General features: G+C 39.3%; 27 protein-coding genes, 1 riboswitch and 1 other annotated feature. Of the genes, 13 read left to right on the top strand and 14 right to left on the bottom strand.

The annotated features are described in order from the left end of the window. Window positions 1-51 precede the first annotated feature (51 nt). Window positions 52-1,635 carry a phosphoenolpyruvate carboxykinase (ATP) gene (gene pckA / locus P8610_RS00225; protein WP_394602679.1) on the bottom strand — a complete coding sequence of 528 codons (1,584 nt, stop codon included), beginning with the start codon at window positions 1,633-1,635 and terminating at the stop codon, window positions 52-54. 263 nt (window positions 1,636-1,898) lie between these two features. Beyond that, window positions 1,899-2,029, top strand: a riboswitch (SAM riboswitch). Window positions 2,030-2,191: 162 nt separating this feature from the next. Here pckA and metK point away from each other — a divergent pair. Further along, on the top strand, window positions 2,192-3,397 hold the full coding sequence (gene metK / locus P8610_RS00230; RefSeq protein WP_289494755.1) for a methionine adenosyltransferase: 1,206 nt from the start codon (window positions 2,192-2,194) through the stop codon (window positions 3,395-3,397). A gap of 265 nt (window positions 3,398-3,662) precedes the next feature. Here the strand turns inward: metK and P8610_RS00235 are convergent, their stop codons facing one another. The 5 genes from P8610_RS00235 to P8610_RS00255 form a co-directional block, all read right to left on the bottom strand. Next, window positions 3,663-4,820 (bottom strand): glycosyltransferase family 4 protein, encoded by a 1,158-nt coding sequence (locus tag P8610_RS00235; protein ID WP_394602680.1) that lies wholly within the window; start codon window positions 4,818-4,820, stop codon window positions 3,663-3,665. Between the two features lie 14 nt (window positions 4,821-4,834). Further along, window positions 4,835-5,386, bottom strand: coding sequence for a phosphatase PAP2 family protein (locus P8610_RS00240; RefSeq protein WP_289494757.1), 552 nt, complete (start codon window positions 5,384-5,386; stop codon window positions 4,835-4,837). 120 nt (window positions 5,387-5,506) lie between these two features. Continuing rightward, window positions 5,507-6,076, bottom strand: coding sequence for a spore coat protein CotJC (cotJC, locus tag P8610_RS00245; RefSeq protein ID WP_066243979.1), 570 nt, complete (start codon window positions 6,074-6,076; stop codon window positions 5,507-5,509). 21 nt (window positions 6,077-6,097) lie between these two features. Next, the gene (locus P8610_RS00250) at window positions 6,098-6,325 is read right to left on the bottom strand and encodes a spore coat protein CotJB (protein ID WP_289497585.1); all 228 of its coding nucleotides are present in this window, start codon (window positions 6,323-6,325) and stop codon (window positions 6,098-6,100) included. A gap of 41 nt (window positions 6,326-6,366) precedes the next feature. Then, window positions 6,367-6,588, bottom strand: coding sequence for a spore coat associated protein CotJA (locus P8610_RS00255; protein ID WP_289494758.1), 222 nt, complete (start codon window positions 6,586-6,588; stop codon window positions 6,367-6,369). 140 nt (window positions 6,589-6,728) lie between these two features. On the opposite strand from P8610_RS00255, the gene P8610_RS00260 reads away from it, so the two are divergent. Further along, on the top strand, window positions 6,729-7,100 hold the full coding sequence (locus tag P8610_RS00260; RefSeq protein ID WP_066243976.1) for a VOC family protein: 372 nt from the start codon (window positions 6,729-6,731) through the stop codon (window positions 7,098-7,100). On the opposite strand, the gene P8610_RS00265 is transcribed toward P8610_RS00260, so the two are convergent. Further along, window positions 7,090-7,608: a gamma carbonic anhydrase family protein gene (locus tag P8610_RS00265; protein WP_394602681.1), complete on the bottom strand. Its 519-nt coding sequence runs from the start codon at window positions 7,606-7,608 to the stop codon at window positions 7,090-7,092. The genes P8610_RS00260 and P8610_RS00265 overlap by 11 nt on opposite strands. 282 nt (window positions 7,609-7,890) lie before the next feature. Between P8610_RS00265 and P8610_RS00270 the strand changes: the two genes are divergently transcribed. Both P8610_RS00270 and P8610_RS00275 read left to right on the top strand, forming a co-directional pair. Beyond that, on the top strand, window positions 7,891-8,691 hold the full coding sequence (locus P8610_RS00270) for an alpha/beta hydrolase (protein WP_394602682.1): 801 nt from the start codon (window positions 7,891-7,893) through the stop codon (window positions 8,689-8,691). A 28-nt stretch (window positions 8,692-8,719) separates the two neighbouring features. Beyond that, the gene (locus tag P8610_RS00275; RefSeq protein WP_394602683.1) at window positions 8,720-9,790 is read left to right on the top strand and encodes a tetraprenyl-beta-curcumene synthase family protein; all 1,071 of its coding nucleotides are present in this window, start codon (window positions 8,720-8,722) and stop codon (window positions 9,788-9,790) included. A 318-nt stretch (window positions 9,791-10,108) separates the two neighbouring features. On the opposite strand, the gene P8610_RS00280 is transcribed toward P8610_RS00275, so the two are convergent. Together P8610_RS00280 and P8610_RS00285 are read right to left on the bottom strand one after the other, a co-directional pair. Continuing rightward, on the bottom strand, window positions 10,109-10,684 hold the full coding sequence (locus P8610_RS00280) for a class I SAM-dependent methyltransferase (protein WP_394602684.1): 576 nt from the start codon (window positions 10,682-10,684) through the stop codon (window positions 10,109-10,111). Next, window positions 10,684-11,646 (bottom strand): TIGR01212 family radical SAM protein, encoded by a 963-nt coding sequence (locus P8610_RS00285; protein ID WP_394602685.1) that lies wholly within the window; start codon window positions 11,644-11,646, stop codon window positions 10,684-10,686. The genes P8610_RS00280 and P8610_RS00285 overlap by 1 nt, the downstream gene beginning before the upstream one ends. A 166-nt stretch (window positions 11,647-11,812) precedes the next feature. Here P8610_RS00285 and P8610_RS00290 point away from each other — a divergent pair, with 166 nt between their 5' ends. Next, window positions 11,813-13,009, top strand: a complete 1,197-nt coding sequence (locus P8610_RS00290; RefSeq protein WP_394602686.1) for an MDR family MFS transporter — start codon at window positions 11,813-11,815, stop codon at window positions 13,007-13,009. Between the two features lie 58 nt (window positions 13,010-13,067). Here P8610_RS00290 and P8610_RS00295 read toward each other — a convergent pair whose 3' ends face one another. Then, window positions 13,068-13,637 carry a biotin transporter BioY gene (locus tag P8610_RS00295; protein WP_394602687.1) on the bottom strand — a complete coding sequence of 190 codons (570 nt, stop codon included), beginning with the start codon at window positions 13,635-13,637 and terminating at the stop codon, window positions 13,068-13,070. Between the two features lie 202 nt (window positions 13,638-13,839). Continuing rightward, window positions 13,840-14,068, top strand: a binding site (T-box leader). A gap of 62 nt (window positions 14,069-14,130) precedes the next feature. Between P8610_RS00295 and leuS the strand changes: the two genes are divergently transcribed. The 5 genes from leuS (at window position 14,131) to P8610_RS00320 (ending at window position 20,200) form a co-directional block, all read left to right on the top strand. Then, complete coding sequence (gene leuS / locus P8610_RS00300) at window positions 14,131-16,551, top strand: leucine--tRNA ligase (protein ID WP_394602688.1); 2,421 nt, start codon at window positions 14,131-14,133, stop codon at window positions 16,549-16,551. 13 nt (window positions 16,552-16,564) lie between these two features. Beyond that, the gene (locus P8610_RS00305; RefSeq protein ID WP_289494767.1) at window positions 16,565-16,867 is read left to right on the top strand and encodes a rhodanese-like domain-containing protein; all 303 of its coding nucleotides are present in this window, start codon (window positions 16,565-16,567) and stop codon (window positions 16,865-16,867) included. Between the two features lie 259 nt (window positions 16,868-17,126). After that, entirely contained in the window at window positions 17,127-19,046 is a 1,920-nt protein-coding gene (locus P8610_RS00310) for a putative bifunctional diguanylate cyclase/phosphodiesterase (protein ID WP_394602689.1), read from the top strand. A 240-nt stretch (window positions 19,047-19,286) separates the two neighbouring features. Next, window positions 19,287-19,922, top strand: coding sequence for an SDR family oxidoreductase (locus tag P8610_RS00315; RefSeq protein ID WP_394602690.1), 636 nt, complete (start codon window positions 19,287-19,289; stop codon window positions 19,920-19,922). A gap of 89 nt (window positions 19,923-20,011) precedes the next feature. After that, window positions 20,012-20,200, top strand: coding sequence for a sporulation protein Cse60 (locus P8610_RS00320; RefSeq protein WP_289494770.1), 189 nt, complete (start codon window positions 20,012-20,014; stop codon window positions 20,198-20,200). On the opposite strand, the gene P8610_RS00325 is transcribed toward P8610_RS00320, so the two are convergent. Next, window positions 20,188-20,361, bottom strand: coding sequence for a hypothetical protein (locus tag P8610_RS00325; RefSeq protein ID WP_394602691.1), 174 nt, complete (start codon window positions 20,359-20,361; stop codon window positions 20,188-20,190). The genes P8610_RS00320 and P8610_RS00325 overlap by 13 nt on opposite strands. A gap of 234 nt (window positions 20,362-20,595) precedes the next feature. After that, complete coding sequence (locus P8610_RS00330; protein ID WP_394602692.1) at window positions 20,596-21,861, bottom strand: NAD(P)/FAD-dependent oxidoreductase; 1,266 nt, start codon at window positions 21,859-21,861, stop codon at window positions 20,596-20,598. Between the two features lie 261 nt (window positions 21,862-22,122). On the opposite strand from P8610_RS00330, the gene P8610_RS00335 reads away from it, so the two are divergent. Beyond that, a complete protein-coding gene (locus P8610_RS00335) occupies window positions 22,123-23,727 on the top strand; it encodes a putative polysaccharide biosynthesis protein (RefSeq protein ID WP_394602693.1) in 1,605 nt (534 codons plus the stop codon). Between the two features lie 53 nt (window positions 23,728-23,780). Here P8610_RS00335 and P8610_RS00340 read toward each other — a convergent pair whose 3' ends face one another. Beyond that, window positions 23,781-24,215: a DUF6884 domain-containing protein gene (locus P8610_RS00340; RefSeq protein ID WP_289494774.1), complete on the bottom strand. Its 435-nt coding sequence runs from the start codon at window positions 24,213-24,215 to the stop codon at window positions 23,781-23,783. A 103-nt stretch (window positions 24,216-24,318) separates the two neighbouring features. Between P8610_RS00340 and P8610_RS00345 the strand changes: the two genes are divergently transcribed. After that, on the top strand, window positions 24,319-25,047 hold the full coding sequence (locus P8610_RS00345; RefSeq protein ID WP_289494775.1) for a pseudouridine synthase: 729 nt from the start codon (window positions 24,319-24,321) through the stop codon (window positions 25,045-25,047). Window positions 25,048-25,088: 41 nt separating this feature from the next. Continuing rightward, the gene (locus tag P8610_RS00350; protein WP_289494776.1) at window positions 25,089-25,727 is read left to right on the top strand and encodes a PRC-barrel domain-containing protein; all 639 of its coding nucleotides are present in this window, start codon (window positions 25,089-25,091) and stop codon (window positions 25,725-25,727) included. Window positions 25,728-25,838: 111 nt separating this feature from the next. On the opposite strand, the gene P8610_RS00355 is transcribed toward P8610_RS00350, so the two are convergent. Next, window positions 25,839-26,057 carry a DeoR family transcriptional regulator gene (locus tag P8610_RS00355; protein WP_066243921.1) on the bottom strand — a complete coding sequence of 73 codons (219 nt, stop codon included), beginning with the start codon at window positions 26,055-26,057 and terminating at the stop codon, window positions 25,839-25,841. Window positions 26,058-26,508 lie beyond the last annotated feature (451 nt).

Below are 26,508 nucleotides of genomic sequence, written 5' to 3' on the forward strand. Positions count from 1 at the left end.
ATAAATACAAAAAAACAGCCCCCCATTACACGGGGAGGCTGTTTTTTGTAATTATACCAATGGTCCAGCTTGTGAAATCTCAGATGACACGGAATTGAACTTTTCGAAGTTCGCTTTAAATTTAGCAGCAAGTTCTTTTGCTTTCACATCATATTGATCTTGGTCTGCCCAAGTTTTCTTCGGTTGAAGAACTTGATCAGGTACACCAGGACAATGTGTTGGGATATGAAGGCCGAAGATAGGATCTACAACGGTTTCAACAGAAGCTAGCTCACCTTCTAATGCTGCCTGCACCATTGCACGTGTGTGTCCTAAGTTCATACGACTTCCAACACCGTACTCTCCACCAGACCACCCAGTGTTAACGAGGTACACTTGCACATTGTGCTGATCAATTTTCTTTCCAAGCATTTCAGCGTAAACTGTTGCTGGTAATGGAAGGAAAGGTGCACCGAAGCAAGTAGAGAACGTTGCTTGTGGTGATGTTACACCTCTTTCAGTTCCAGCAAGCTTACTTGTGTAGCCAGACAAGAAATGGTACATCGCTTGTTCCTTAGTTAGTTTGCTGATTGGAGGCAATACTCCGAATGCATCAGCCGTTAAGAAGATGATCGTGTTCGGATGGCCTGCAACACTTGGTTGAATAATATTTGGAATCGCATCTACTGGATAAGCTGCTCGTGTATTTTCTGTTAATGTAGAGTCCTTGTAATCAGCTACTCTGGAATCTGGATCGATCATGACATTTTCTAGTACGCTTCCAAAACGGATCGCATTCCAAATTTGCGGCTCCTTTTCTTTAGATAGATCGATTGTTTTTGCGTAACATCCGCCCTCAATGTTGAAGACGCCTGTGTTAGCCCAGCCGTGTTCATCATCCCCGATCAAACGGCGGTTTGGATCTGCGGATAGTGTAGTTTTTCCAGTTCCAGAAAGACCAAAGAAAAGTGCAACGTCCCCTTCATTTCCAACGTTTGCTGAACAATGCATAGAAAGAATCCCTTTTTCAGGAAGCATGTAATTCATAACTGAGAAAACGGATTTCTTAATCTCACCGGCATATTCTGTACCACCGATGAGTACGATGCGTTTCTCGAAGGATATGATGATAAATGTTTCGGAATTTGTTCCATCTTCAGCTGGATTTGCTTGGAATCCAGGTGCTGAAACTACCGTGAATTGTGATTCGTGTGCAGCCAGCTCATCTTGGTTCGGGCGTACGAACATTTGATGAGCAAACAAGTTATGCCAAGCGTACTCGTTAATAACTTGAATAGGAAGACGATACTCACGGTCTGCACCAGCAAACCCTTTGAATACGAATAATTCCTCTTTGCTGCCTAAGTATTGAAGTACTTTTTTGTATAATTTATCAAAGTTTTCAGGTGAAAATGGCTTATTTACTTTTCCCCAATCAATTGAATCTTTAACAGAAGCGTCTTCAACGATAAATTTATCCTCAGGGGAACGGCCTGTGTATTTCCCCGTAGTAGCTTGAAGTGCTCCTGTGGATGTCAGGATGCCCTCTTTGCGCTTAAGAGATTTTTCTACTAAAACCGGAACAGGTAAGTTCTGGTGAGTTGTTCCACGGGTCACAAGATCATTTAGGGTTGTCGTAAATTCCAAAGTATTCATATCAGACAGTACCATCCTTTATCCTAGAGTGATATATTCGAAAATTAGTATAACACATTAAATTAAATAATGTATACTATTTTATGAAAGTGCATCAAAAAAGTTCGTACTTCACAAAAAAAGATCATAATCCAACGAGTATTATCCATCATATTAAAAACGCTTTCAACAATAACATCTCAGCACTCTAAAGTTATTGATATTCCTGTTGTTTTCTATTGACATAGGTGTACCATTGCGCTATCATATTTCGAGAACGGCTACTCTTATTCTGAGTAGGTGGAGGGACAGGCCCTATGAAACCCAGCAACCGACATGAAAGTGGTGAATTACGATCCACTCGAAATGAAAAGGTGCTAACCTGCAAGGTGAAAATAACCTTGGACAATAAGAGGTTGAAGGCATTTGGATTTATAAACCTTTTCCCTCGTGAATGTATGTGAAACAGGGAAGGGCTTTTTTTATGCCTTTTTCAAGTAAAGAACATAAACTGTACAAAATAGATAAGAATAAAGTACCGTATCATACTGAAAGCAGTTAAAGGGAGGATATTAACTTGTCCAAAAAAGTTAGTCGTCGTTTATTTACATCTGAATCCGTTACAGAAGGACATCCAGATAAGATCTGTGACCAAATCTCAGATGCGATTTTAGATGAAATTTTAGCCAATGATGCAAATGCTCGTGTAGCATGTGAAACATCTGTAACTACAGGTCTAGTACTTGTTGCAGGTGAGATCACAACTTCTACTTATGTAGATATCCCAAAAGTAGTTCGTGAGACAATTAAAGAAATCGGTTATGACCGTGCGAAATATGGTTTCGATTCTGAAACGTGTGCAGTACTAACTTCTATCGATGAGCAATCTGCTGATATCGCTATGGGTGTAGACCAAGCTCTAGAAGCTAGAGAAGGTTCAATGACAGATGCTGAGATCGAAGCAATCGGTGCAGGTGACCAAGGTCTAATGTTCGGATTTGCTTGTAACGAAACAGAAGAGCTTATGCCTCTTCCAATCTCACTAGCTCATAAATTATCTCGCCGTCTTACAGAAGTTCGTAAGTCTGAAGAAATTCCTTACTTGCGTCCAGATGGAAAAACTCAAGTAACAGTTGAATATGATGAGAACGATAAACCCGTTCGTATTGATACAATTGTAATTTCTACTCAGCATCACCCGGAAAACACGCTTGAAGAAATTCAAAGAGACGTGAAAGAAAAAGTAATCAAGCCAGTTGTTCCTGCTGAATTAATCGATGAGAACACAAAATACTTTATCAACCCAACAGGCCGTTTCGTAATCGGTGGACCTCAAGGTGACGCTGGTCTTACTGGCCGTAAGATCATTGTTGATACTTACGGTGGATATGCTCGTCACGGTGGCGGTGCATTCTCTGGTAAGGATGCTACAAAAGTTGACCGTTCTGCTGCATACGCTGCTCGTTATGTTGCGAAGAACATCGTTGCATCTGGTCTTGCTGACAAAGTTGAAGTTCAGCTTGCATATGCAATCGGTGTTGCTCAACCGGTATCAATCGCTGTAAACACATTCGAAACAGGTAAAGTATCTGAAGAAGTTCTTGTAGAACTAGTTCGCAACAACTTCGATCTACGTCCTGCTGGAATCATCAAGATGCTTGATCTTCGTCGTCCGATTTACAAGCAAACTGCTGCATATGGTCACTTTGGCCGTACAGATGTTGAACTTCCTTGGGAGAAAACAGATAAAGCAGAAGAGCTTAAAAAACAAGCTAATATTTAATGATATGATGAGACAGACTTCCTCTATAGGGAGTCTGTTTTTTTATGCTTTCATGCATGCAGAATGTCGAAATTTGAAGAAAGACTCATTATTTAGTATTTAGACTCAATAAAGTAAAATTAGACTCATTATTTAGTATTTAGACTCAATAAAGTAAAATTAGACTCAATAAACGATAAACAGACTCTATTACCGTCAAGTGAAGAGCACAAAAAAAAGGATTTACTCCCTCAAAATGAGTAATCCTTCGTTTTATAGGTTCTTTTTAAGCAATAATGGTTTTGCTTTTGTTTTGTCTGTAAGCAACTTCTTCATATTGCATGAACAGGTTTCCAAAAATGACTGACCAAGATTGAGTCAGCGCATAATTCCGTGCTTTTAATTTCATAGATTGTAAGAGCAGAGGGTCATCCAACATGGATACTGTGTTCTGTATGAAAGATTCTGCGTTTCCAGCTTCACAAATCCTTCCTGTAAGCCCATCTTGAACGATTTCTTTTACACCACCACGATTAGATACAATCGCAGGCAAACCAGATGCAGCTGCTTCTAAAACAACATTGCCGAATGTTTCTGTTGAAGAAGGAAATATAAAAAGGTCAGCCGCACGATATACACCGGCAAGGTCTTCACCAGATAGATAGCCTGCACATGTTACATTAAGGTGTTCTTTTTCCCATTGATCAACAATGTGTCTGCTAGGACCGTCGCCAACAATAAGCCAGTGAACATTTTCTCTTAATGCAGGTGGCAGTTTATTGATCATTTCATGCAGAATCTCTAAATCTTTTTCCGGAGCCAGTCTTCCTACATACAAGAAGATATACTTCTCTGTGATCTTATATTTTTCTCGAACGAAAGTGTCATGCTTATGAGGTGTGAACATATCACAGTCAACTCCTCTTGACCATATTTCTACGTTTTTAAAACTTTTGCTGTGCAGAATTTGTCGTGTTTCTTGACTTGGAACAAAGTTTTTTTCAAAGTGTCTATGAAACCATTGAAGGTACCGCCAAAGTAAGGGTGATAGAAATTCAAGATGGTAGTATGCAAGGTAACGGTCAAAATGGGTGTGATAAGAGGCAACCATGGGAATGTTCTCTTTCCTGCCGTAACGCATTCCAAATAGACCAACAGTAAAAGGAGTAGCTATATGAAGGAGGTCCGGTTTAAAATTATTCAATTCACTATTCAACGCACGCAGTTGGGGAATGGCAAGCCTGCACTCAGGGTATAGAAAGAGTGGCAGGCTTTTCATTGCATAATATTGATCACATTCCATTTTAGGAAGCTCATCTAATGAGGGCATGATCACTTTATATTCAACATCATTCTTCTCCATGTAATCAGTAAGTCTTTTTAAAGTACGTGCAACACCATTAATTTGAGGGTAGAACGTATCTGAAAAGAGAGCGAGCTTCATTTTCTCATCTCCTTTTATAGGAAGTAAGGCAAGATAAAGCTATTTACTAAAAACAAAGAAAAGAAGCTGGAACTGATTCCTAAAATCATTCCTGCAAGAACATCAGAAGGATAGTGCAGACCCAAGTACATGCGAGAAATGGCTACTAAAAGGGCAGCGACTAATAAGAAAATACCGAGAAACGGATTTAGTAAAATTAATGGTGTAACGATTGAAAAGATAGCTGTAGTGTGACCAGACGGAAATGAATGATCCTTTAGCGGGTTGTTGCCGATGTTCGTATCGGGAAGACTTAAATATGGCCGCTTTCGAGGATACATTTTTTTAGAGATGGCAACAGGAATGTGGCTAATCATTAATGAAAGCATACAAACGATTCCCCAAGATTTTAAATGCATAGGGAGAAATAACAGAAGCAAGATACTTGTAGATATGGTAGCTGTTGCACCACCAAGATGTGTCCATAAGTGAAAGAAATGGTCCATTGAATCCCTGTGCAGTCTTCCATTAATGAGCCGGAAAAATGTACACTCTTTTTCATAAAGCCAATCAATTACTTTAGTCATAAAGATATCCCCCTTGCCTCTCGTTTTGTTTGTTAACTTAATCATATAAGGCAATTGTAAGGAGAACATGAAGACAGTATGAATTTATTATAAAAAAAACCATCCTGCATCGAGGATGGTTTAAAAAAATATTTTTCTGTCACGCTCTTCTTTTAATATTTCAACTGCCTCACGGAAACGCTGTGAGTGAATAATCTCCCTCTCTCTCAAGAAGCGAAGTGAGTCATTAAGGTCAGGGTCATCAGACATATTTATAATCCATTGATAGGTTGCGCGTGCTTTTTCTTCTGCTGCAATGTCTTCATATAAATCGGCTATGGGATCCCCTTTGGCAGCTATGTAGCTTGCGGTAAAAGGTACACCTGCTGCATTATGATAAAACAGTGCACTGTCGTGATTAACGTAATGATCTGCAATCCCAGCAGCTTTTAATTGTTCAGGAGTAGCATCTTTTGTCAGTTTATAGATCATCGTGGCAATCATCTCGAGATGTGCAAACTCTTCAGTACCGATATCTGTTAGCAGTCCGATTACTTTATCGGGTATCGTATACCGCTGATTTAAATAGCGGAGTGCAGCTGCGAGCTCTCCGTCTGCACCACCATATTGTTCGATTAAGTATTTAGCAAGAGTCGGATTACATGAAGTTACTTTTACAGGATATTGCAATTTCTTTTCATATACCCACATTCAAGCGTACCTCCTATTTTTCTATATCTGCCATGGCCATGGTCCATCGCTCCAGTTCCAGGGCATACCAGAATAGCTGTTTCCGTATTGTTGAAGCGGACCGTATTTTGACTCAATCGCTCGTTTAATTTGTTTTCTCTGTTTAGCAAATTGATTGAATTGCTGAACCGCTGATTGATCTTGTGGATGTGTATCTAAGTACAGAGTAAGCTCAACAAGAACAAAATCAACAGCTTGAAGTTCCTCCATCCATTGATAGAACTCTTGAGGTAAAGTTGGCTGCACAGAAACTACCTCCTTCTTTCATATGGATTTTCGTAATAATCATAAAAGGCTGGCCAAAGTGTACCCTTTTGCAAAGCCTCCTTAGGTGAATATTGGGGAAGGTTGTATGGCTGAAACCCCATATATAAATTAGGCGGAGTCGAGTAATACTTCTTCCCAATTGGAGGGCACGGGTCATACGGGCTATGGTATGGCACATATGATTTTTGATTCGAGCTTCTGTCCATGTGATACCTTCCTTTCATAAAGTTAACTTTTTATTATAGGTATTCATGCGGTAAAGGGGACAGTACGAATTAATCTCAAATTGTTTAATTCTGTGTTAAACTTATGGACAAAACATGAAGGTAGATGAGGTGGAAATTACATGTATTCAGGCATACACCATGTATCGTTGCTAGTAACGAATTTAAAAGAATCTCTTTATTTTTACGAAGGAATTCTAGGTTTCAAACAAAACAAAAAACGCCCTTCATTTGATTTTCCGGGCGTCTGGTATGATATCGGGAACACGCAGCTTCACTTAATCGTACATCCGAAAGGAAAGGCTAGAAGAGGTACCACTGAGATTGACAGCAGGGATGGTCACTTTGCGGTAAGAGTTACGGATATGGACAAGCTGTTAAAAATCTTAGATGTACATAATATTCCTTATGTAAATAAGCCGAATAATAAAACAGATTGGCACCAAGTCTTTGTAAGTGATCCTGACGGTAACTTGATTGAATTTAACGTTTAGGCTGCAATGACTTATAATACTGACCTTTCTCATAATATTCACGGCGGATCCGATCCATATCCGCAATATCTTCTTCCGTTAATTCTCTAATGACTTTAGCTGGTCTTCCGAAAGCAAGGGTGTTAGGTGGGATCTTTTTTCCTGGCGGCACAAGGCTGCCTGCACCGATAAATGCTCCTTTTCCTATATGCGCGCCGTCTAAAACGAGGGAACCCATACCAATCAGTGCATTTTCTTCAACCGTACAGCTGTGCAATATGACACTATGTCCGACGGTTACCCCATCTTTTAAGTGAAGGGTCCGGTTTGGACTTTGATGCAGGACCGAGTTATCTTGAACATTTACATAGTTTCCGATGATGGTCGGGGATACATCTCCTCGGATTGATGTATTGAACCATATAGAAGAGTATTCACCGATTTGAACATCGCCTGTTATAGTAACATAATCTGCAATAAAAGCTGTTTCTGAAATTTTAGGTTGTTTGTCGCCGTATGGATATATCATGATATTCACTCCTGTCTTATTTTTAGGCTGTTTTCGTAAGCTTTGTTGTAATCGGAAGTAGTTGATTTCCTTTCCAGGTGCTCGCTTTCCGCGGGGCAGGAGTCTCCCACCTTGCACTCCAACCAACTGTCATAGATGACAAAAACGAGAAAGCAACAATTTTATAGAAAAGAACCTATCTTTAAAAATGCTTCACTCTTAAGAGAAGCAAAACAATGTTTTTAATTACTTACAGTTTAGCAAATCATGAACACTTATGAATAGAAAAGAGGGTGGATTACTTTGTGGACTTGGAAAACGGATAAGGATGCAATAGGGACGATTGTTGTCGTTCATGGAGCAAATGAACATCATGGTAGATATGATTGGGTAATTAAACAATTGAATGAAGCCGGTTTTCATTGTGTATCTGGTGATCTTCCTGGTCAAGGAACAACAACTAGGAGAAGAGGTCACATCGATACGTTCAACGAATATATCCACACAATAGAAAGCTGGTTTATCGAAGCAGAGCAGCTGGGACTCCCCGTCTATATTTTAGGCCACAGCATGGGTGGATTAGCAGTGATTCGGACGCTGATGGAAAAAAGACTTACCATAGAAGCAGTCATTTTATCCTCTCCTTGTTTAGGTCTGGTTCAGTATCCTTCCAGAGGTAAAGAAGCAGTCTCATTGCTTTTAAATAAACTAGCTCCAGGGATAAGACTAGCAACCAATTTACCCGAAGGAAGTGCTACACGAAACGAAGAAATGCGAATACGTGATAAAGAAGATAAACTGATCGTCAAAAAAGTTTCTGTCAGGTGGTATCGGGAATTAATTTCTTCCATAAAATATGCTTTTGATCAACACAAGCGTTTTCCGAATGTACCATTGCTGCTATTGCAAGCTGGTGATGATTTAATCGTGGACAAAGAAACGGTAAGACAGTGGTTTAATGGCATTCATTTAGAAGAAAAATGGTATAAAGAATTTCCGTCTCTTTATCATGAAGTGCTGAACGAACCTGAGAGAGATAAAGTGTTCGATTATGTAAAAAGATTTTTATTGTTGCATAGTGAGGTCAATAAAGGAAAAAGGTAAAGAAAGATTAAGTAAAAGGAGCCATCTTATGAACAAAATTCCGGTTCACCCTTGGGGATTGATGTATTCCGTTTATACTCACATTTTTCCGGCTGTTGGTCAGCTGCTTAAGGATTGGCATGAAAAAGCTGAACACATTCCAAATCCAGAATTAAGAAAGCAAGCAGTGAGCAGTATCTCAGATAAAATGTTTCATTGCGAAGGAGGAGCGATCCTTACGCTTCTTGCAGGAAAGCATCGCCGAAAAGCCATTGAATTTGTGGTGGCTTACCAAACAATCAGTGATTATTTGGATAATCTTTGTGATCGAAGTACTTCACTCAATGAGAAAGATTTTAGAGCGCTGCATGAAAGTATGTTTCATGCCCTTAGTCCAGGAGCCATACCTACAAACTATTATCGATACAGAGAAGAGCAAGATGATGGCGGTTATTTAAATGAGCTTGTAGCGACTTGCCAAAATGTACTATCAGACATGAAGGCTTATCCGAATATTGCGAGTGAACTGATTGGACTTGCCCAGATTTATTGTGACCTTCAAGTACATAAACATGTAGTCGTACAGGAAAGAGAGCCTCGTCTGATCAGTTGGTTTGGTGAATATCAATCTGTACTGCCTGATATTACATGGTACGAGTTCTCAGCGTGTGCGGGTTCTACGCTAGGTATTTTCTGTTTGGTCAGCTATGCTTTTCAAGGAAACTTTACAAAAGAGTCTGCGGCAGAAATTAAAAAAGGATATTTCCCGTGGCTTCAAGGACTTCATATTCTTTTGGATTACTTTATTGACCAAAATGAGGACAAGCTAGAGGGCGATTTGAATTTTTGTACGTATTATAAAAATGAGCAGCACATGCTAGAACGCATGGTTTATTTTGCAAAAAAGGCAGATATCAGCTGTTCAAATCTGCCAAATTCAAAATTTCACCGATTAATTCAAAGAGGATTGTTAGGGATCTACCTTGCCGACAAAAAAGTTTCCGAATGCCCCGGCATTAAAAAAATGGCGGCTAAGCTGGTTAAAGTGGGGGGAGCCACAAGCTATTTCTTTTATGTGAACCGAAAAGTGTATCAGAAATTGAAGCCTTCCCTTTCATGACATAAGTTCTGATTGAGCAAACTTTGTTGCTCTTGGGAGAGGTGCTTCGTTTTACGCGAGGGTATATGAAGATAGTAGCGAGTGCGTAATTTGTCGAGGAATGTAGACTCGTTGATAAGAGGCAAAAACTTTTGGATTGAGAGCCAAATTTCGTGGATAAACAGGCGAAATTTCTGGATTATGTGCCGAAACTTTTGGATTGGATGAGCTAAATGCCCCGTCAGGTATATGTGATGACCAGTTTCTGTACAAGAAACTGCACCATTTTTAACTAGAGAAGATCCTAAAAAGGCTGAATTCAACTTTGGTTAGTTGAATTCAGCCTCTTTTTTCGATTGCAACTACAAATGGGGGGTCGTTTTTTTGATTAATGAATTCGTACTGCAAAACATGCGTCTGTTTTTGATCCAGCTGTTTTACATAATTCATGACAAGTTCTTTTTCTTTTTTGCCCTCTTCATGTCCATGATAGATCACGAGTATGATTACGCCTTCAGGTTTTAATAAGTGCAGAAGCTGTTCAATAGCACCGATGGTAGATGATCCTGTAGTGGTAATCGATTTGTCACTTCCCGGCAGGTAGCCGAGGTTAAAGATAGCAGCTGATACTTTTGAAGAAAGATCACTAGGAAGCTGATCTATCAACTCATCATGTGAAGCGTGATAAAAGGTAACGTTTTGATCGGCGTTATGATCAATAAGCCGCTGTTTTGAATTCTGTATGGCTTGCTGTTGAATATCAAAAGCAAATACATGGCCGTTCTCACCAACGAGCTTTGATAAAAATAAAGTGTCATTTCCGTTTCCGCATGTTGCATCTATAACCAAGTCCCCTGGTTTGCAGAACGAACGAAGAAGTGTTCTTGCAAACGGCAGTACACCCTCTAATTTCATTACGAGTTCACCTCAAATGTTTTATAAAATTTACCTTGAAAGCTGTTTCGTTGTTTTAGTTCACTTTCAATCGCGTTTAATACTTTCCATTTGTTCAAGCTCCACATTGGACCTACTAAAAGATCAGAGGGGCCATCGCCTGTTAATCGATGAATCATCATGTCAGGAGGGAGAATCTCCAGCTGATCACAGACCAGGTTTACATACGTTTCGAAATCAAGAAATTCCAGCATGCCTTGTTCGTACTGCTTGACCATAGGGGTTTTCTTTAGAAGATGAAGAAGATGAATCTTAATTCCTTGAACATCCAGTTTAGATACTTCACGGGCTGTTTCCATCATCATTTCTGGAGTCTCTAACGGCAATCCGTTAATGATATGAGAGCAAACGTTTATGTTATGTTTTCGAAGCTTCTTAACGCCTTCTACATATGTCGGATAGTCATGCGCCCTGTTAATAAGCATGGCTGTTTTTTCATGTACGGTCTGCAGTCCTAATTCAACCCAAAGATACGTACGTTTATTTAAGTCAGCAAGATATTCAATAACATCATCCGGAAGACAGTCTGGCCTAGTCGCAATGGAAAGTCCAACAACACCTTCTTGCTCAAGGACAGTTTCGTAAAGCTCCTTTAACTGTTCCACAGGAGCATATGTGTTGGTGAAAGCTTGAAAATAGCCAATGTATTTTCCTTTTTTCCATTTCGTGTGCATTCTATCTTTTACAGTGTGAAACTGGGTGATTATATCGTCACGGCGGTTTCCTGCAAAATCTCCTGATCCGCTTTGAGAGCAGAACGTACAGCCGCCAAAAGCGGCGTTTCCATCACGATTTGGACAATCAAATCCCCCGTCTAATGGAACTTTTATAATTTTATCACCAAAGTGTGACTTTAAATGTTGATTCCATGTGTAATATCGTTTATCCCCAAAAAAGGGAGGTTTTTCTATAAGGTGTGTCATCCTTTTCACTCCTTCATACGGTGATGAGCACCATATGACATTGTAGCATGTTCATGCGACGAGCGGCAAAATGAGTTGTCAGTTCTTACTCATTGTAAAGTAAAGGGAAAAGAACTAAAATACAGAAGGGATTTATGACATCATTGCAGTAAGCGGGGGAATTTATATGCCAGCGAAAGTATGGCTGCTCATTATTGGTATGGCACTAAATGTTACTGGCTCAAGCTTCTTGTGGCCGATCAATACCATTTTTATACATGAACACTTAGGAAAATCGTTAACAGTTGCGGGAATTGTGCTTCTTCTGAATTCTGGTGCAGGCATTATTGGTAATTTGACTGGGGGAATTTTGTTCGACAAGTTAGGCGGATATCGAACGATCATGCTCGGTGTTTCCATTTCTTTTACCACTTCATTTTTATTAATCTGGTTTCATGACTTTTGGACGTACAGCGTTCTTCTTGTCTTTATGGGATTTGGAATGGGGATTGTATTTCCTTCTATGTATGCACTTGCAGGCACCATGTGGAGAGAAGGGGGAAGAAAGGCGTTTAACCGCATTTATATCGCACAAAATGTCGGTGTTGCAGTTGGGGCAGCTCTTGGTGGTTTTGCTGCTTCTTATTCTTTTACACTATCGTTCATCAGCTGTTCGACGTTATCCTTCATCTTTCTTCTCATTGTGTTTCTAGGCTTTAAAGGTATTGATGAAAAAGAAGATGCGTCCGTACAAACTGTTTTTTCTCAGCGAAAAAGAATTCATAATAAAGAGGCGTTTTTCGCACTATTGATTCTTTGCGGAGGGTACTTGTTAGCGTGGATTGGGTATGTCCAATGGCAATCTACCATTGCGGCTTATACTCAAACGCTTGGCGTTACTTTAAAAATGTACAGTCTATTATGGACGGTAAACGGATTATTCATCGTTTTAGGCCAGCCGCTCGTAAACCTTTTTCTAAAAAGGTGGCTGCATTCCACGACGACACAGATCTTGGTAGGGTACTGCATATTTGTTGTATCTTTTGTGATTGTAGGAAACGCAAAAGATTTTACAGGATTCATGATTGCGATGATCGTTCTTACGGTTGGAGAGATGCTTGTCTGGCCGGGAGTTCCTTCAATCGCATCAGAACTTGCCCCACAAGGCAGAGCTGGATTCTATCAAGGGATTGTGAACTCCACAGCGACAGGCGGCAGAATGCTCGGACCGCTTTTTGGCGGAATGATTGCAGATGTCTTCAATATTTCAGTACTCTTCCAAACGATCATGGGATTGATGGTTCTGTCATTTATACTGACGATTGTTTACAGCAGAAACCGTCATTCTATTAAACAACAAGATGTTCCTCGACAAGCATCTTAGAACGATAAGCTAACTAAAAAGACAGCGTAATGAATTCATCAGCTGTCTTTATGTTTATTTATGCTGCCTTTGTTTCCTGTTTTGGAAGCAGTTTTGCGGCTAATAGTCGTCTTCGAATCGTAATCCCTAACACCGATGCTAGAACTGCCTTAATAATTCCTACGATAATAAATGGATAAACACCGCCAGATAATGCTTGATCCCAAGTAAGACCTGCTGCGAATTTCAATTGAACAGCACCAAACACAAGGGTGATTATCATTCCAATTATGTTTGCAATAACTGCAGGAGTAAGAGTGAAGCTCGTTTTTTCTAAAATAAGACCTGTGATATAAGCCGTAATAATAAATCCGATAATATAACCGCCAGTAGGACCGACAAGGACAGAAAAACCGCCTTTCGCTTCTGAGAAAACCGGAAGTCCTACAGCGCCCATTGCAATGTAAAGGGCAACAGCCATTGTTCCGTACTTTCTTCCTAAAATCGTTGCGCATAATCCGATTGCTAAAGTCTGTCCAGTAATGGGGACAAGCGGTAAAGGAATCGTTAACTGAGCAAGAATGGCTGTTATTCCTGCCATAAGTGCTGCATAAAGTGACATTTTCAATCTTTCATTTGTTGCATGCATCATTTTGCACCCCTTTTTAAATGTAAACGGAAAAATAATAACAGTTAACATTAATGTAAACAGCAGCAGAAAGTTTGTCAAGAAGTGGAATGAGTAAGTGAACTTTTTCGTTTAAAAGTGGAAAAAATAGGTTATTATACTTCTAAACAACCTTGACAATTTAGGGAGTTATTCATAAAATACAAATTAGCATCTAAATTTTTTAATAACGATGATAGGGAGTAGTAAAAAAAGAATGGAATGATAGAGAGTTGACGGATGGTGCAAGTCAACCCGGACTTTTTTGAACTCGCCCTTTAGTTGCAAGTGTGAATGAAGTAGTGCTTGCCGTTCGCCGCGTTAAGGTCTGTTCCGAGTGAATGCGATATTTGCATTAATCAGGGTGGTACCGCGGCAGGTTTAATTTTGTTAACTAACCTTTCGTCCCTAATGTTTTATTAGGGGCGGGAGGTTTTTTTGTTTTTAAAGTACAGTTTTCTAAGGAGGATCGGTTATGTATTATAACCACAAAACAATCGAGAAAAAGTGGCAGCAGTTCTGGGATGAGAACAAAACGTTCCAAACGAAAGAAGAATATGACAAAAAGAAATTTTACGCGTTAGATATGTTTCCCTACCCATCTGGAGCAGGCCTGCACGTAGGTCATCCGGAAGGTTACACGGCGACTGATATCCTATCTAGAATGAAGCGTATGCAAGGATACAATGTACTTCACCCGATGGGATGGGATGCATTTGGTCTTCCTGCAGAACAATACGCTCTTGATACAGGTAACGATCCAGCGGAGTTTACAGAAAAGAATATCAATACTTTCCGCAGGCAGATTAAAGAGCTAGGTTTCTCATACGACTGGGACCGTGAAGTAAACACGACAGATCCTTCTTATTACAAGTGGACACAATGGATCTTTATCCAGCTTTATAATAAAGGACTTGCTTATGTGGACGAAGTACCTGTGAACTGGTGTGAGGCACTAGGAACGGTTCTTGCAAATGAAGAAGTAATCGACGGTAAGAGCGAACGTGGGGGGCATCCTGTCGTTCGTAAACCTATGAGACAATGGATGCTTAAGATTACAGCATACGCTGACAGACTGTTAGAAGATCTAGATGAACTAGATTGGCCTGAAAGCTTAAAAGACATGCAGCGCAACTGGATTGGCCGTTCAGAAGGAGCAGAAGTTCACTTTGACGTGGATGGTCATTCTTCTAAAATTACAGTGTTTACAACTCGTCCAGATACACTTTTTGGTGCAACGTATTTAGTACTTGCTCCTGAAAATAAACTAGTAAAAGAAATTGTTACAGCTGATCACTTAGAGGCAGTAACGACTTACCAAAAACAAGTTGAAACAAAGTCCGATCTTGAAAGAACAGAACTTGCCAAAGAAAAATCAGGAGTCTTTACAGGAGCTTATGCTATTCATCCTGTAACTGGAGCAAAACTTCCGATCTGGATTGCAGATTATGTTCTAGCAAGCTATGGTACTGGCGCAATAATGGCAGTACCTGCGCATGATGAGCGTGACCATGAATTCGCTGTAAAATTTGAGCTTCCAATTGCTGAAGTAGTTGCAGGCGGAAACGTATCTGAAGAAGCGTATACAGGTGACGGAGAACATGTAAACTCTGACTTTTTAAATGGCATGCAAAAAACGGATGCTATTGCAAAAATGAATGAATGGCTTACAGAAAACGGAAAAGGCGAAAAGAAAATTACGTATCGCCTTCGTGACTGGCTATTCTCACGCCAGCGTTATTGGGGCGAGCCGATCCCGGTAATCCATTGGGAAGATGGCACGATGTCAACGGTTTCCGAGGATCAACTGCCGCTTCTTCTTCCTGTAGTAAAAGAAATTAAACCATCAGGCACCGGAGAGTCACCATTGGCAAACGTAGAAGACTGGGTGAACGTGGTTGATCCTGAAACAGGCAAGAAAGGACGTCGTGAAACGAATACGATGCCGCAATGGGCAGGAAGCTGCTGGTATTACCTTCGTTATATCGATCCGAAAAACGAAGAGCAATTAGCATCTCCTGAAAAGTTGAAGCATTGGCTTCCGGTTGATATCTATATTGGTGGAGCGGAGCACGCTGTGTTGCATCTTCTTTATGCCCGTTTCTGGCACAAGGTTATGTACGATCTGGGCATCGTTCCAACAAAAGAGCCTTTCCAAAAACTTTTCAACCAAGGAATGATTCTTGGAGAAAATAACGAAAAAATGAGTAAGTCAAAAGGAAATGTTGTAAACCCAGATGAAATCGTTCTAAGCCATGGTGCCGATACACTTCGTTTGTATGAAATGTTCATGGGACCTTTAGATGCATCAATCGCTTGGAGCACTACAGGCTTAGATGGTTCCCGCCGTTTTCTTGATCGTGTTTGGAGATTGCTTGTTTCAGAAGATGGGCAGAACCTAAACCCTGCAATTAAAAATACAAAGGCAAGTGAATCCTTCAACCGTCTATATCATCTTACGGTTAAAAAAGTAACGGAGGATTATGAAGGCCTTCGTTTTAACACAGCGATCTCGCAATTGATGGTTTTCGTAAATGAGGCTAACAAGCAAGATGAGCTTCCTAAAGATTTTATAGAAGGATTCGTTAAAATGCTTTCCCCGATCGCTCCGCATATTTGTGAAGAGCTATGGGAAATGCTAGGTGGAGAAGGCAGTATCGCATACGCTTCTTGGCCGGTATGGGATGAGGCACAACTTGTAGAAAATGAAGTTGAAATCGTTGTTCAAGTTAATGGAAAATTAAAAGCGAAGATGACGATTGCTGCGAACATCAGCGGTTCTGATATGGAGCAAGCTGCACTTGGAGAAGAATCTGTTCAACAAAGCATTGAAGGTAAGACGATTCGCAAAGTCATTACTGTACCAGGTAAACTTGTGAATATCGTTGCCAATTAAAGGAGGCTTTTTCATGGAAAATGAATTACGAGAAGTTTCACCATCCGAAGTAAAACAATTGTTGAAGGATGGAAAAAAGATTTCCCTGATTGACGTACGTGAAGATGAGGAAGTGGCTGAAGGTAAAATTCCAGAAGCGGCTCATATCAAAATGGGTGAAATTCCAGATCGTTTAAACGAGATCGATAAAAATGAAGAACACATCATCATCTGCCGTTCTGGTCGACGCAGTGAAAACGTGGCTTACTTTTTGCAAGACCAAGGCTACAAAGTAAAAAATATGACTGGCGGCATGCTGGAATATAATAAAAACTAAGTAAAACTCTCTGCTCATGTTTGATGGGCAGGGAGTTTTTTCTTTGTTAGGAGGAACAGGTGTATTAAACAAATATTGAAATTTTGAAAACAAGTGGCTGTTTAAACCTTTATCATTGTTAAACAGCAACATTCAGAATGAAAATGAGTAATTTTTTGAACGAACAAAACGTTTTGACTGTCTAATTTTCTATGTAGTTGTGAAAAATTTCAGGAAGTAGCCGATAGAAAAGGTATACTTATTAGCCGTGGAGGCTCAAATGCCATTAAAACATTCAAAAACCAAAAAGTGGATTAACATAATTGCCGTTTTGTTTACCTTGCACGTTGTAAGCACTATAGGCTTAATATACAGTCAAAACTATCTCATGTACGGCCTTGATCTTAGCATCGTTGCTCTTTTTGGAGTACTAGTTTATAAAATGCTGAGAGTGAAAGACTCTTATGCGGTTGATCTAGAGCAAGAAATATTAAAACATAAAGAAACTCTTTTAGAATTAGAAGCAAACAGAATTAAACTTCAAAATATATTCGACAGCATTGATGTAGCCATTTGGTCACATAATCTTGAAACGGATAAGCTGCTTATTACATCGGGTATCGAAAAATTATATGGTTATCCGATGCAAGCTTTTTATGACGATGCAGAATTGTGGAAAAAAGTGATACACCCTGACGATGATGAGATTATTCAAAAACGAGCTCAAGATATTCAGAGCGGGATTATTGCGACAAGTGAATATCGTATAATGAAGCCGAATGGTGAGATACGCTGGATTCATGACCGAGGTATACCGTTCTTAAATGAAAAAAATGAATTAATTGACTTTAACTCTATACTCATTGATATAACCGAGAGAAAACGTGCAGAGATAACCATTCAGCATATGGCCTATTATGATGAGTTAACCGGTCTTCCGAATCGCAATGGATTTATGCAAACCATTGAAGAACAAATGAAAGAAGCGGATTTGAAAAAAAACAACCTTGCTCTTTTATATTTAGATCTTGATCGTTTTAATGTTTTGAATGATACACTCGGACACAGCTTTGGCGATCTTTTGCTGCAAAAAGTGGCAGAGCTTCTAAAAACTACTGTGAATTCTAAAGGAAAAGTGTTTAGAAGAAGCGGAGACGAGTTTCTGATTCTAATCGAATTTAATGATGAATCTGAAATTAAAACGATAGCAGAAGAAATCATTCAAGCTTTTACAAAACCTTTTATGTTGAGTGGACAAGAGGTATTTACAACACCTAGTATCGGGATCAGCACATATCCTGGCAATGGTTCTGATAGTGATACACTCTTAAAACGAGCGGATTCGGCTCTTTACCAAGCAAAAGAACGCGGTCGTAACACGTATCAATTCTTTACCGAACAGCGTGACGAGAAGATGGAAAGAAGATTAAATCTTGAGCATGGCTTAAGAAAAGCATTAACCAATGACGAATTCTTTCTTGTGTATCAGCCTTTAGTGCAGATCGATACAAAAAAGATAGTAGGAGTAGAAGCATTGCTGCGCTGGAAAAAAGAAGATGAAGGCATTATTTCCCCTGCAGAATTTATCCCAATTACTGAAGAAACGGGAATGATCATACCGATTGGAGAATGGGTTTTAAAGAATGCTTGCCTGCAAGGCGTAAAGTGGCATCAGAATGGTTTTCAGGACCTCTTAATCTCAGTAAACATTTCAGTCAGGCAGCTGCTTGAGGAAACTTTTATAGAAAGAGTAGAGAGCATTCTTTCTGAAACAAGTTTTCCAGCGGCTTCGTTAGAACTAGAGATTACAGAAAGCACCACCATGCAAAACATGAACGAAGCTCTTCCTGTTCTAACCCGTTTAAGAGCAAAAGGGATTCGTATTTCAGTCGATGACTTTGGAACAGGGTATTCATCATTAACGTACTTAAGACAATTGCCTGTTGATACGTTAAAGATAGATAAGCTGTTTGTTGATGATATTTTGACAGATTTAAAGGCAGGCGCAATAGTTAAAACAATTATTGATATGGGGCATAACCTCGATTTTTGCGTCATTGCTGAAGGCATTGAGAGCTGTAAGCAGATTGAGTTCCTTTTAGAGCTTGGTTGTCTTTATGGCCAAGGGTATCACTTGTATAAGCCGCTTCATGCGAATGATTTAGAGATACATTTACAAAAAAATATGGTAATAAATTAAGATGAGGCTTAAAAAGCCGCGATGTCAGCGGTTTTTTAAGTTTTTTGTATTTGCAGTCAAATAGGGTTCTGTTGACGAAAAATTTTAGATAAAAACAAATCAGGCTAAACGGAGAATAAAAGTAGCCTCAGGAGTCAAAGGTAAGCATACATTTTACACTTACATCCACAACAAAATGTTTTACATTTCCTGTTTCGTGAAACACTACATAAGTAAACAAATAGAAGGAGTGGATAGGTCGTGAATGTTCTCGTAATTGGAGCAAACGGAAATATCGGTAAATTAACGTGCAATATACTTGCGGATCAAGGACACTCCGTGAAAGCGATGGTTAGAAAAGAAGAACAGCAAGAACATTTTAAGCATTCAAATATCGAGGCTGTCTTAGGGAACTTAGAGCAGGACTTCGACCATGTGTTTAAAGACATTGATGCTGTCATTTTCACAGCTGGATCCGGGGGGCATACAGGTCCTGAAAAAACGGACGCTGTAGACTATGAGGGTGCTGTAAAATCCATTAAACTTGCACAAAAACATCATGTGAACCAATTTATTATGGTAAGTTCAATTGGTGCAGATACTCCAGAAAAAGGTCCAGAAGGCTTGCAGCATTATTTAGAAGCTAAAAGAAAAGCAGATAACGTGCTTTTGGAAAGCTCATTAAATTATACGATCCTTCGTCCAGGCGCACTAACGGACGAAGATGGAATGGGCTTGATTCAAGCAAAGAAGAAGTTAGATGAGCGTGGTTCCATCCCACGTGCTGACGTTGCAAGGACTCTTGCTGCATGTCTCGGTAATGAAAAGGTTAGCCATCAAGTATTTGAATTGATTGAAGGCGAAATGCCCATTCAGACAGCGCTCGAAAATCTGTAAGACAAAACTAGTCAAATCACAACAAAGGAAAAGCATCCGCCAAAGCCGAAAGAAAGAACAAATCTCTAGGCTAAAGGGGGATGCTTTTTATGATTCAAGTGAAGATTTTTGATGAAGACCATGAGGATGATCTAGAGGAAAGTGTAAACGAGTTCTTGAGTGTGATTCCTACTGAAAACATAGTTGATATTAAGTATCAAATTGCGGTTTGTGATAACGTTCATTCCGAGGATGAGACCATGTTTTCGTTTTCTGCGATGATTATTTATAAAAAATAGCAAGTTGTTTTATAAAGCTGTTTTGGCGAGCTCTGGTGATTTTGTAAGTGGTTGATTTCCGTTTCAGATGCTCGCTTTCCGCGGGGCAGGCGGTGAGCCACATTCGGACGTCCCACTCTTAAGTGTCTCACCTGCCCGCCTGTCCCGCAGGAGTCTCGCATCTTACACTCCAATCAACTATTCAGTGAAGCTTTTTTAGGAAAGTTAGGCAAAGCAACAATTTTTTTAAAGTCAGCCATTTATTTAGTACGGAAACATTTGTAGCTCTGTGCTCTAGGATGTCATCAACTTCTTCACATCAAACTCACTTAACGTTGCCTTTGATTGCCTTATTTGCAAATTAAAAGAACGTAACCTCAAAATGGATCACGTCCTCTGTTTCATCAAAAAAACGATTATTTAGCTAATGCATGATAAGCTGCATTTGTTCCAGCTATGTTTCCGGTCACAAAGGCAACCGTGATATTGTAGCCGCCTGTGTAGCCATGCAGATCTAGTATTTCTCCGCAAAAGAATAGACCTTCTTGTTTCTTGGATGCCATCGTCTGGGGAGCAATTTCTTTTACAGAAACACCGCCGCCTGTAACGAAAGCTTTTTCGATCGATAATGTTCCGTTAACAGAAAAAGAAAAACTTTTCATTTGAGCAGCCAACTGCCGCAGTGCTTGCTTAGGAACTTGATCGGCTGTAGAGTCACCGTCAATCTCAGCTCGCTCAATTAAAAAATGAAGAAACTTTTCTGGGAGTAACCCTTTAAGCACGTTTTTAAAGGCCTTTTTCGGTTCTGCATCAATCTTTTGCTGTAAAACGGATAGAAGCGCTTCTTCATTTTCTTCAGGAAAAGAATCAATTCTCATCTCAATAGATGGAACATTAAACTTTTTTAGCGCTTTTACTACGTACTGGCTGCATCTTAATGCGGCGGGCCCTGAAACACCAAAATGGGTAAAAATCATATCCATTTGATGAGCTTTAATCAGCTTTCCTTTTGGGTTCCAAACAGAAAGGGCAACGTTTCGCAAGGAAATTCCCTGCAATGTTTTCTGCTTAATAAACGTTTCATTTGAAGTAATAGGTACTTCGGTTGGATATAGCTCAGTAATCGTATGCCCTGCTTTCTTTGCCCAAGCGTACCCGTCTCCAGTAGAGCCTGTATGCGGAACAGATTTACCACCAACCGCGATAACGATAGACTTTGTTTGGAGTGACTCACCGCTTTGAAGAATGATCTCATGAAGATCATCTCCATAATGTACTGTTTTTACAGGTGTGTTTGTCCGAATCTGAACACCAAGCTGTTTAATCCTTTGTAAAAGAGCAGCAACTACATCTGTAGCTTTGTTCGAGACAGGGAACATTCGGCCGTGATCTTCTTCTTTCAGCTGGATGCCAAGTCCCTCAAAAAAATCGATAATATCTTCATTATTAAAAACAGAAAATGCACTATATAAAAAACGGCCGTTCCCCGGTATGTGTTTAATGATTTCTTCAACAGGCAGGCGGTTCGTTACATTACAGCGTCCGCCACCTGAAATCGCCAGCTTGCGTCCCAGCTTTTCTCCCTTATCAATAAGAAGGACAGAAGCCCCATTTGAAGCGGCACCAACACTAGCCATAAGGCCTGAGGGACCTCCTCCGATCACAATACAATCATAAATCATACAATCCCAACTTTCTTAAACGTTCAAGTCTAAAATATTTTCTACAATAGCATAGCTTAATGAAAAAGACTATGCTTTTCATAATCCTTACTTTTTTGCAAAAAGTTAAATGAGGTTACATCCGCTTTTAATGTGATACAATATCAATAATGTTTTTGGCGATTTAAGTCAAAAAGAATTACAAGACTAGGTTTAAGCCTGACGGAAACATATAGAGTCAGGTCAATTTTATTTAGGATGATTAGTAGGAGCTGAAAATAGTTGTCTCGATTACTTCGTGGAACATTGATTTTATCCGCTGCAACCTTTTTTTCTAAATTCATCGGATTAATCTTTGTCATTCCATTTACAAATCTAGTAGGTGAACAAGGCATGGCTCTTTACGGCTATGCTTATATTCCATATACCATATTACTTAGTATTTCCACAATGGGAGTTCCGCTTGCTGTTTCTAAGTTCGTGTCTAAATATAATGCTTTAGGAGACTACGCAACAGGCAGAAAACTGTTGAAATCCGGTCTGCTCGTTATGACCTTAACCGGAACTCTGGCATTTATCATCCTGTACATGTTAGCACCTGTTCTAGCTCAACAGATTATTAGTGAAAAAGGCGGACAAGGAAATAGCATAGATGACATTACGCTCGTTATCCGGATGGTAAGTACAGCTTTAATTATTGTACCATCGATGAGTTTGATCCGCGGATACTTTCAAGGTTTTCAGTCGATGGGACCTACAGCTGTTTCACAAGTTGTAGAGCAGATCGTACGAATTGTGTTTATCCTTGTTGCTAGTTTTGTTGTGATGAATTTATTAGACGGTGATTTAACTACTGCAGTAGCACTATCTACCTTTGCTGCAACCCTTGGTGCTGTTGCAGGTCTGATCGTTCTGATCTGGTACTGGATAAAGCGAAAACCTCATCTGCAAAAGATGTATGACCAAAGCAAACCAGTTGCTGATATTTCTTTATCAGATATTTATAAAGAGACAATCAAATACGCCATCCCATTTGTAGCGGTCGGCCTGGCGATTCCTCTCTATCAGATGATTGACCAGTTCACGATCGTAAAAACGCTGAAAGGTATGGATTATTCTCAAGAGAAAGCTGAATCCGTATTTGCGATCATTACGCAGATTGCACATAAACTCGTTATGATCCCTGTTTCTCTAGCAACAGCTTTAGCGCTGACACTGATTCCAGTTATTACAAAATCATTTACACAAAATAACGATGATGTACTTCATAAACAGATCACACAGACCTTCCAAATGGTGTTGTTTCTGACCGCACCTGCGGCGATCGGTTTAACGGTTCTTGCTTATCCGGCATACGGAGCACTTTTTGGAATGTCTTCCATGGAAACAGGCGGTTATTATCTTCAATGGTACGCGCCGACTGCATTATGGTTTGCGATGTTTACTGTAACAGCAGCAATCCTGCAAGGGCTAAACCAGCAGCGGTATGCATTTATAAGTTTATCTGTTGGTTTTCTTGCAAAACTTCTTCTTAACAAGCCTTTGTTATTGCTGTTTGGCGGAACGGGTTCAGTAATTGCAACAGATATTGGTTATACTCTTTCTATCTTGTTTAACCTGTATATAATAAAAAAATACAGTGGCTTTTCATTTAAATGGGTCTATCGCAGAACAGTTCTGATTACTTTATTCTGCGCAGCAATGGCCGTAGCTGTTACGGTTGTATCTAATCTTTTAGGTGATTCAGAAACAAGACTTGATACTATAATTAAGCTGACCGCTGGTATTATTACAGGAGGAGCGGTCTATGGTTTCCTAAGCTACCGTTCAGGGTTATTAAATATTATTTTAGGAGACCGTATACCTTTCTTGAAACGCAGAAAATAGGGAAAAATAAAAAAGAAGGCTGATAGAAAGCCTTCTTTTTAATGTGGTGAGGGTTATTTTTTAACGTGATTTTGTTCGTCATACCATTTTAGCTGATTTCCAATGCTATAGCCTTCGAGTGGAACTTCAAATTGAAAACCTGCTCTTTCTAACTCTGGCTGCAAGAATTCACGATACACCCATCCGCCATGAATATAGATTTTACATTGAGAGGGCTTATTGTTTTTCTCTAGATCTTGAATAACTTTGTGAGCCCACTCCCGTTTTTTAGATGTAGAAAAATTTTTGATAGAAACATTATACGGTTCAATGTATTGGTCTTTCGTTAAAAGTCCTTCTTTTGCGCTAAAGAAGTAAAAATCATCATAATGTTGCTGTGCGTATTGAACAGACTTAACGAATAGAGGACTTATGTATAAATCTATTGCTGCCGAAGGGTTTGAAGCTTTTTTTCGTGCAGTTGCTAAAAGACCTATTTTCCTTTTCATTCCAATTCCTCCTATAGTACTAAATTACCCCGTTTTTTCAAAAATCAATCAATTTTTTACAATAATATAGGAAAAATAGATCATTAGTGGAGGTTGTTTATTTATGAGAATTGATAAATGGTTATCGAATACAGGCTATGGAAGCAGAAAAGAAGTTAAGCAATTATTAAAGTCTGGCGCAGTGAAGTTGAATGGTGACGTAATAAAAGATCCTAAAACACAAGCAGATCCTGAAAAAGACCATGTATTGGTTCACGGAGAAGAGGCAGTTTATAAAGAATTCATCTACTTGATGATGAATAAGCCTCAGGGGGTCATTTCTGCCACTGAAGATTCTAGGCATGAAACGGTTATAGACCTGCTTTACATGGAAGACCAAAACTTCGAACCATTTCCTGTAGGCAGGTTAGACATAGATACAGAAGGGTTATTAATTTTGACCAATGATGGACAGTTGGCACATACTTTGCTTTCTCCTAAAAAACATGTACCCAAAACATATTTTGCAAAAATAAACGGTTCTATTCCTGATGATACGTTAGAAATCTTTAAAGAGGGTGTCATTTTAGAGGATGGATATAAAACAAAGCCAGCTTATTTGAAAGTGCTTCAGAATAACATGGATGAATCAGAGATCGAACTTACGATTACAGAAGGTAAGTTTCACCAAGTAAAAAGAATGTTTGAAGCGATCGGAAGAAAAGTAGTATACCTGCAAAGAATTCAGATGGGTCAACTAAAACTGGATGAATCACTGGAACTAGGAACATATCGCGAATTGTCTGAAGAGGAACTTAACTTACTATCTTTAAAAGAGGATGTTTTTGAATAATTTATTAGGGGTATCTTCCAATAAAAAGGAGATGTCGCTCAATGAAATTATCTGTGGAAAAATTAATGGGTGCAAAAGCTGAGAACGATACAGCTGATGTAAATGAACAGACTGAACATAAAATAAACGATATCCTATTTAACATGTATGATCATCGTCTATGTTATTTCACGTATACAGTCGATCATTACAGCAATCAACGAGAAGAAATGCCGGCTGATAAGCATATGGAAACAGTGGTTGCTGCCACGTCAGGTATCGGTACACAGAACACCCCAATGACAGGGAGTGCTTATCCTGAAACCAACGAGAGCTACACAAAAGATACGTTCTTTATTCCATGGCACCAGGTAAAAGAATTTAATGAAGATAAGCTAGTGTTTGCTGGGATCGAACAGCAAAGAGACGAGCCTAAAGAATGCTATTCCTATAGGGCTATAAAAGATTGGTCGGTCATCGATCAAGATGGTGAAAAGGTCGGAAAGATCAAAGACCTTATAGTTGATGCAGATCGTCAGCAAGTAATAGGATTCTCTCTGTCAGAGGGATTCTGGAAAAACTTATTTGGCAACGACGATAAATTTATGCCTGTGTCTGGGAAACCAGATTGGAAAAACCAAGAATGGAAAATCGAAAGAACACCGGACTTGCTCTTAAAAAACAGTCCTGAAGAGATTTAACATTACAAAGAGTGGGCAATCTCCTTCCAAGAATACTGATCATAAAAAAATCCCCGCTATTTATAGCGGGGTTATTATTTATGCTTATCCGTATTATTTTACATATCTTTCTTAAGAAACTTTAACTTTCTTTCCTGTTGTTTCCCACATACCTCGGGCAGGACTTGTTACTAAATTGTTGTAAGAGAGCACATTCAGATCTCTTTGGATGGTTCGCTGTGTAGTTCCAAATTCTTCAACTAGTTCTCGTGTTGTTACAGTACCTTTCTTGCGAATAAACAAATACAGGGCTTTCACACGATTCAACATTCTGTCAGTTGAAGGACTCAAAAAACCACTCCTTGTTATTTAGATAGTTGTTAACACACTATATGATACCAGTCTAAAGTTAATGAAATATGAATGATGTATTACAATCCTTTTAATATTGTTTTAATAATTTTTTAATTAATTTCTAATTATTTTCATAAGACCCACCCTTTTTGTAAACAAAAAAGCGAAGAAGCCATATTGGTCCTCCGCTGCGTAAGCCATTAGATGTTCAAAACGTTCAAAAGATGTCTGTGCGGCTATGCAGCAAAAACTCATAACGAACATATGATCCCAAGACAAAGGAAAATTGTCAGTTAAGCAACACCACACCTCCCATTTACGCACCATTATACACGAAAGTCAATGCTTGTCAACACCTAATATATCCCAACTATTTGAAACTGTCTCACCATTTCTATAGGGAATAAGGTACAATATAAGGGTTAAAAAATTCATAAAAAGTTAGGAG

The sequence above is a fragment of the Fictibacillus sp. UD genome, assembly GCF_043558025.1.
Taxonomy (GTDB): Bacteria; Bacillota; Bacilli; order Bacillales; family Fictibacillaceae; genus Fictibacillus.

What these genes read in the sequence shown, in the direction of transcription:
- P8610_RS00240 (WP_289494757.1), bottom strand. Translation starts at nt 5,386, where the DNA reads ATGACTAAAGTAATTGATTGGCTTTATGAAAAAGAGTGTACATTTTTC.
- P8610_RS00325 (WP_394602691.1), bottom strand. Translation starts at nt 20,361, where the DNA reads ATGCGAGACTCCTGCGGGACAGGCGGGCAGGTGAGACACTTAAGAGTG.
- P8610_RS00265 (WP_394602681.1), bottom strand. Translation starts at nt 7,608, where the DNA reads ATGATATATCCATACGGCGACAAACAACCTAAAATTTCAGAAACAGCT.
- P8610_RS00295 (WP_394602687.1), bottom strand. Translation starts at nt 13,637, where the DNA reads ATGCATGCAACAAATGAAAGATTGAAAATGTCACTTTATGCAGCACTT.
- P8610_RS00305 (WP_289494767.1), top strand. Translation starts at nt 16,565, where the DNA reads ATGGAAAATGAATTACGAGAAGTTTCACCATCCGAAGTAAAACAATTG.
- P8610_RS00280 (WP_394602684.1), bottom strand. Translation starts at nt 10,684, where the DNA reads ATGAAATTAGAGGGTGTACTGCCGTTTGCAAGAACACTTCTTCGTTCG.
- P8610_RS00290 (WP_394602686.1), top strand. Translation starts at nt 11,813, where the DNA reads ATGCCAGCGAAAGTATGGCTGCTCATTATTGGTATGGCACTAAATGTT.
- P8610_RS00235 (WP_394602680.1), bottom strand. Translation starts at nt 4,820, where the DNA reads ATGAAGCTCGCTCTCTTTTCAGATACGTTCTACCCTCAAATTAATGGT.
- P8610_RS00285 (WP_394602685.1), bottom strand. Translation starts at nt 11,646, where the DNA reads ATGACACACCTTATAGAAAAACCTCCCTTTTTTGGGGATAAACGATAT.
- P8610_RS00275 (WP_394602683.1), top strand. Translation starts at nt 8,720, where the DNA reads ATGAACAAAATTCCGGTTCACCCTTGGGGATTGATGTATTCCGTTTAT.
- P8610_RS00310 (WP_394602689.1), top strand. Translation starts at nt 17,127, where the DNA reads ATGCCATTAAAACATTCAAAAACCAAAAAGTGGATTAACATAATTGCC.
- P8610_RS00340 (WP_289494774.1), bottom strand. Translation starts at nt 24,215, where the DNA reads ATGAAAAGGAAAATAGGTCTTTTAGCAACTGCACGAAAAAAAGCTTCA.
- pckA (WP_394602679.1), bottom strand. Translation starts at nt 1,635, where the DNA reads ATGAATACTTTGGAATTTACGACAACCCTAAATGATCTTGTGACCCGT.
- P8610_RS00255 (WP_289494758.1), bottom strand. Translation starts at nt 6,588, where the DNA reads ATGGACAGAAGCTCGAATCAAAAATCATATGTGCCATACCATAGCCCG.
- P8610_RS00260 (WP_066243976.1), top strand. Translation starts at nt 6,729, where the DNA reads ATGTATTCAGGCATACACCATGTATCGTTGCTAGTAACGAATTTAAAA.
- cotJC (WP_066243979.1), bottom strand. Translation starts at nt 6,076, where the DNA reads ATGTGGGTATATGAAAAGAAATTGCAATATCCTGTAAAAGTAACTTCA.
- P8610_RS00350 (WP_289494776.1), top strand. Translation starts at nt 25,089, where the DNA reads ATGAAATTATCTGTGGAAAAATTAATGGGTGCAAAAGCTGAGAACGAT.
- P8610_RS00250 (WP_289497585.1), bottom strand. Translation starts at nt 6,325, where the DNA reads ATGGAGGAACTTCAAGCTGTTGATTTTGTTCTTGTTGAGCTTACTCTG.
- P8610_RS00320 (WP_289494770.1), top strand. Translation starts at nt 20,012, where the DNA reads ATGATTCAAGTGAAGATTTTTGATGAAGACCATGAGGATGATCTAGAG.
- leuS (WP_394602688.1), top strand. Translation starts at nt 14,131, where the DNA reads ATGTATTATAACCACAAAACAATCGAGAAAAAGTGGCAGCAGTTCTGG.
- P8610_RS00330 (WP_394602692.1), bottom strand. Translation starts at nt 21,861, where the DNA reads ATGATTTATGATTGTATTGTGATCGGAGGAGGTCCCTCAGGCCTTATG.
- P8610_RS00345 (WP_289494775.1), top strand. Translation starts at nt 24,319, where the DNA reads ATGAGAATTGATAAATGGTTATCGAATACAGGCTATGGAAGCAGAAAA.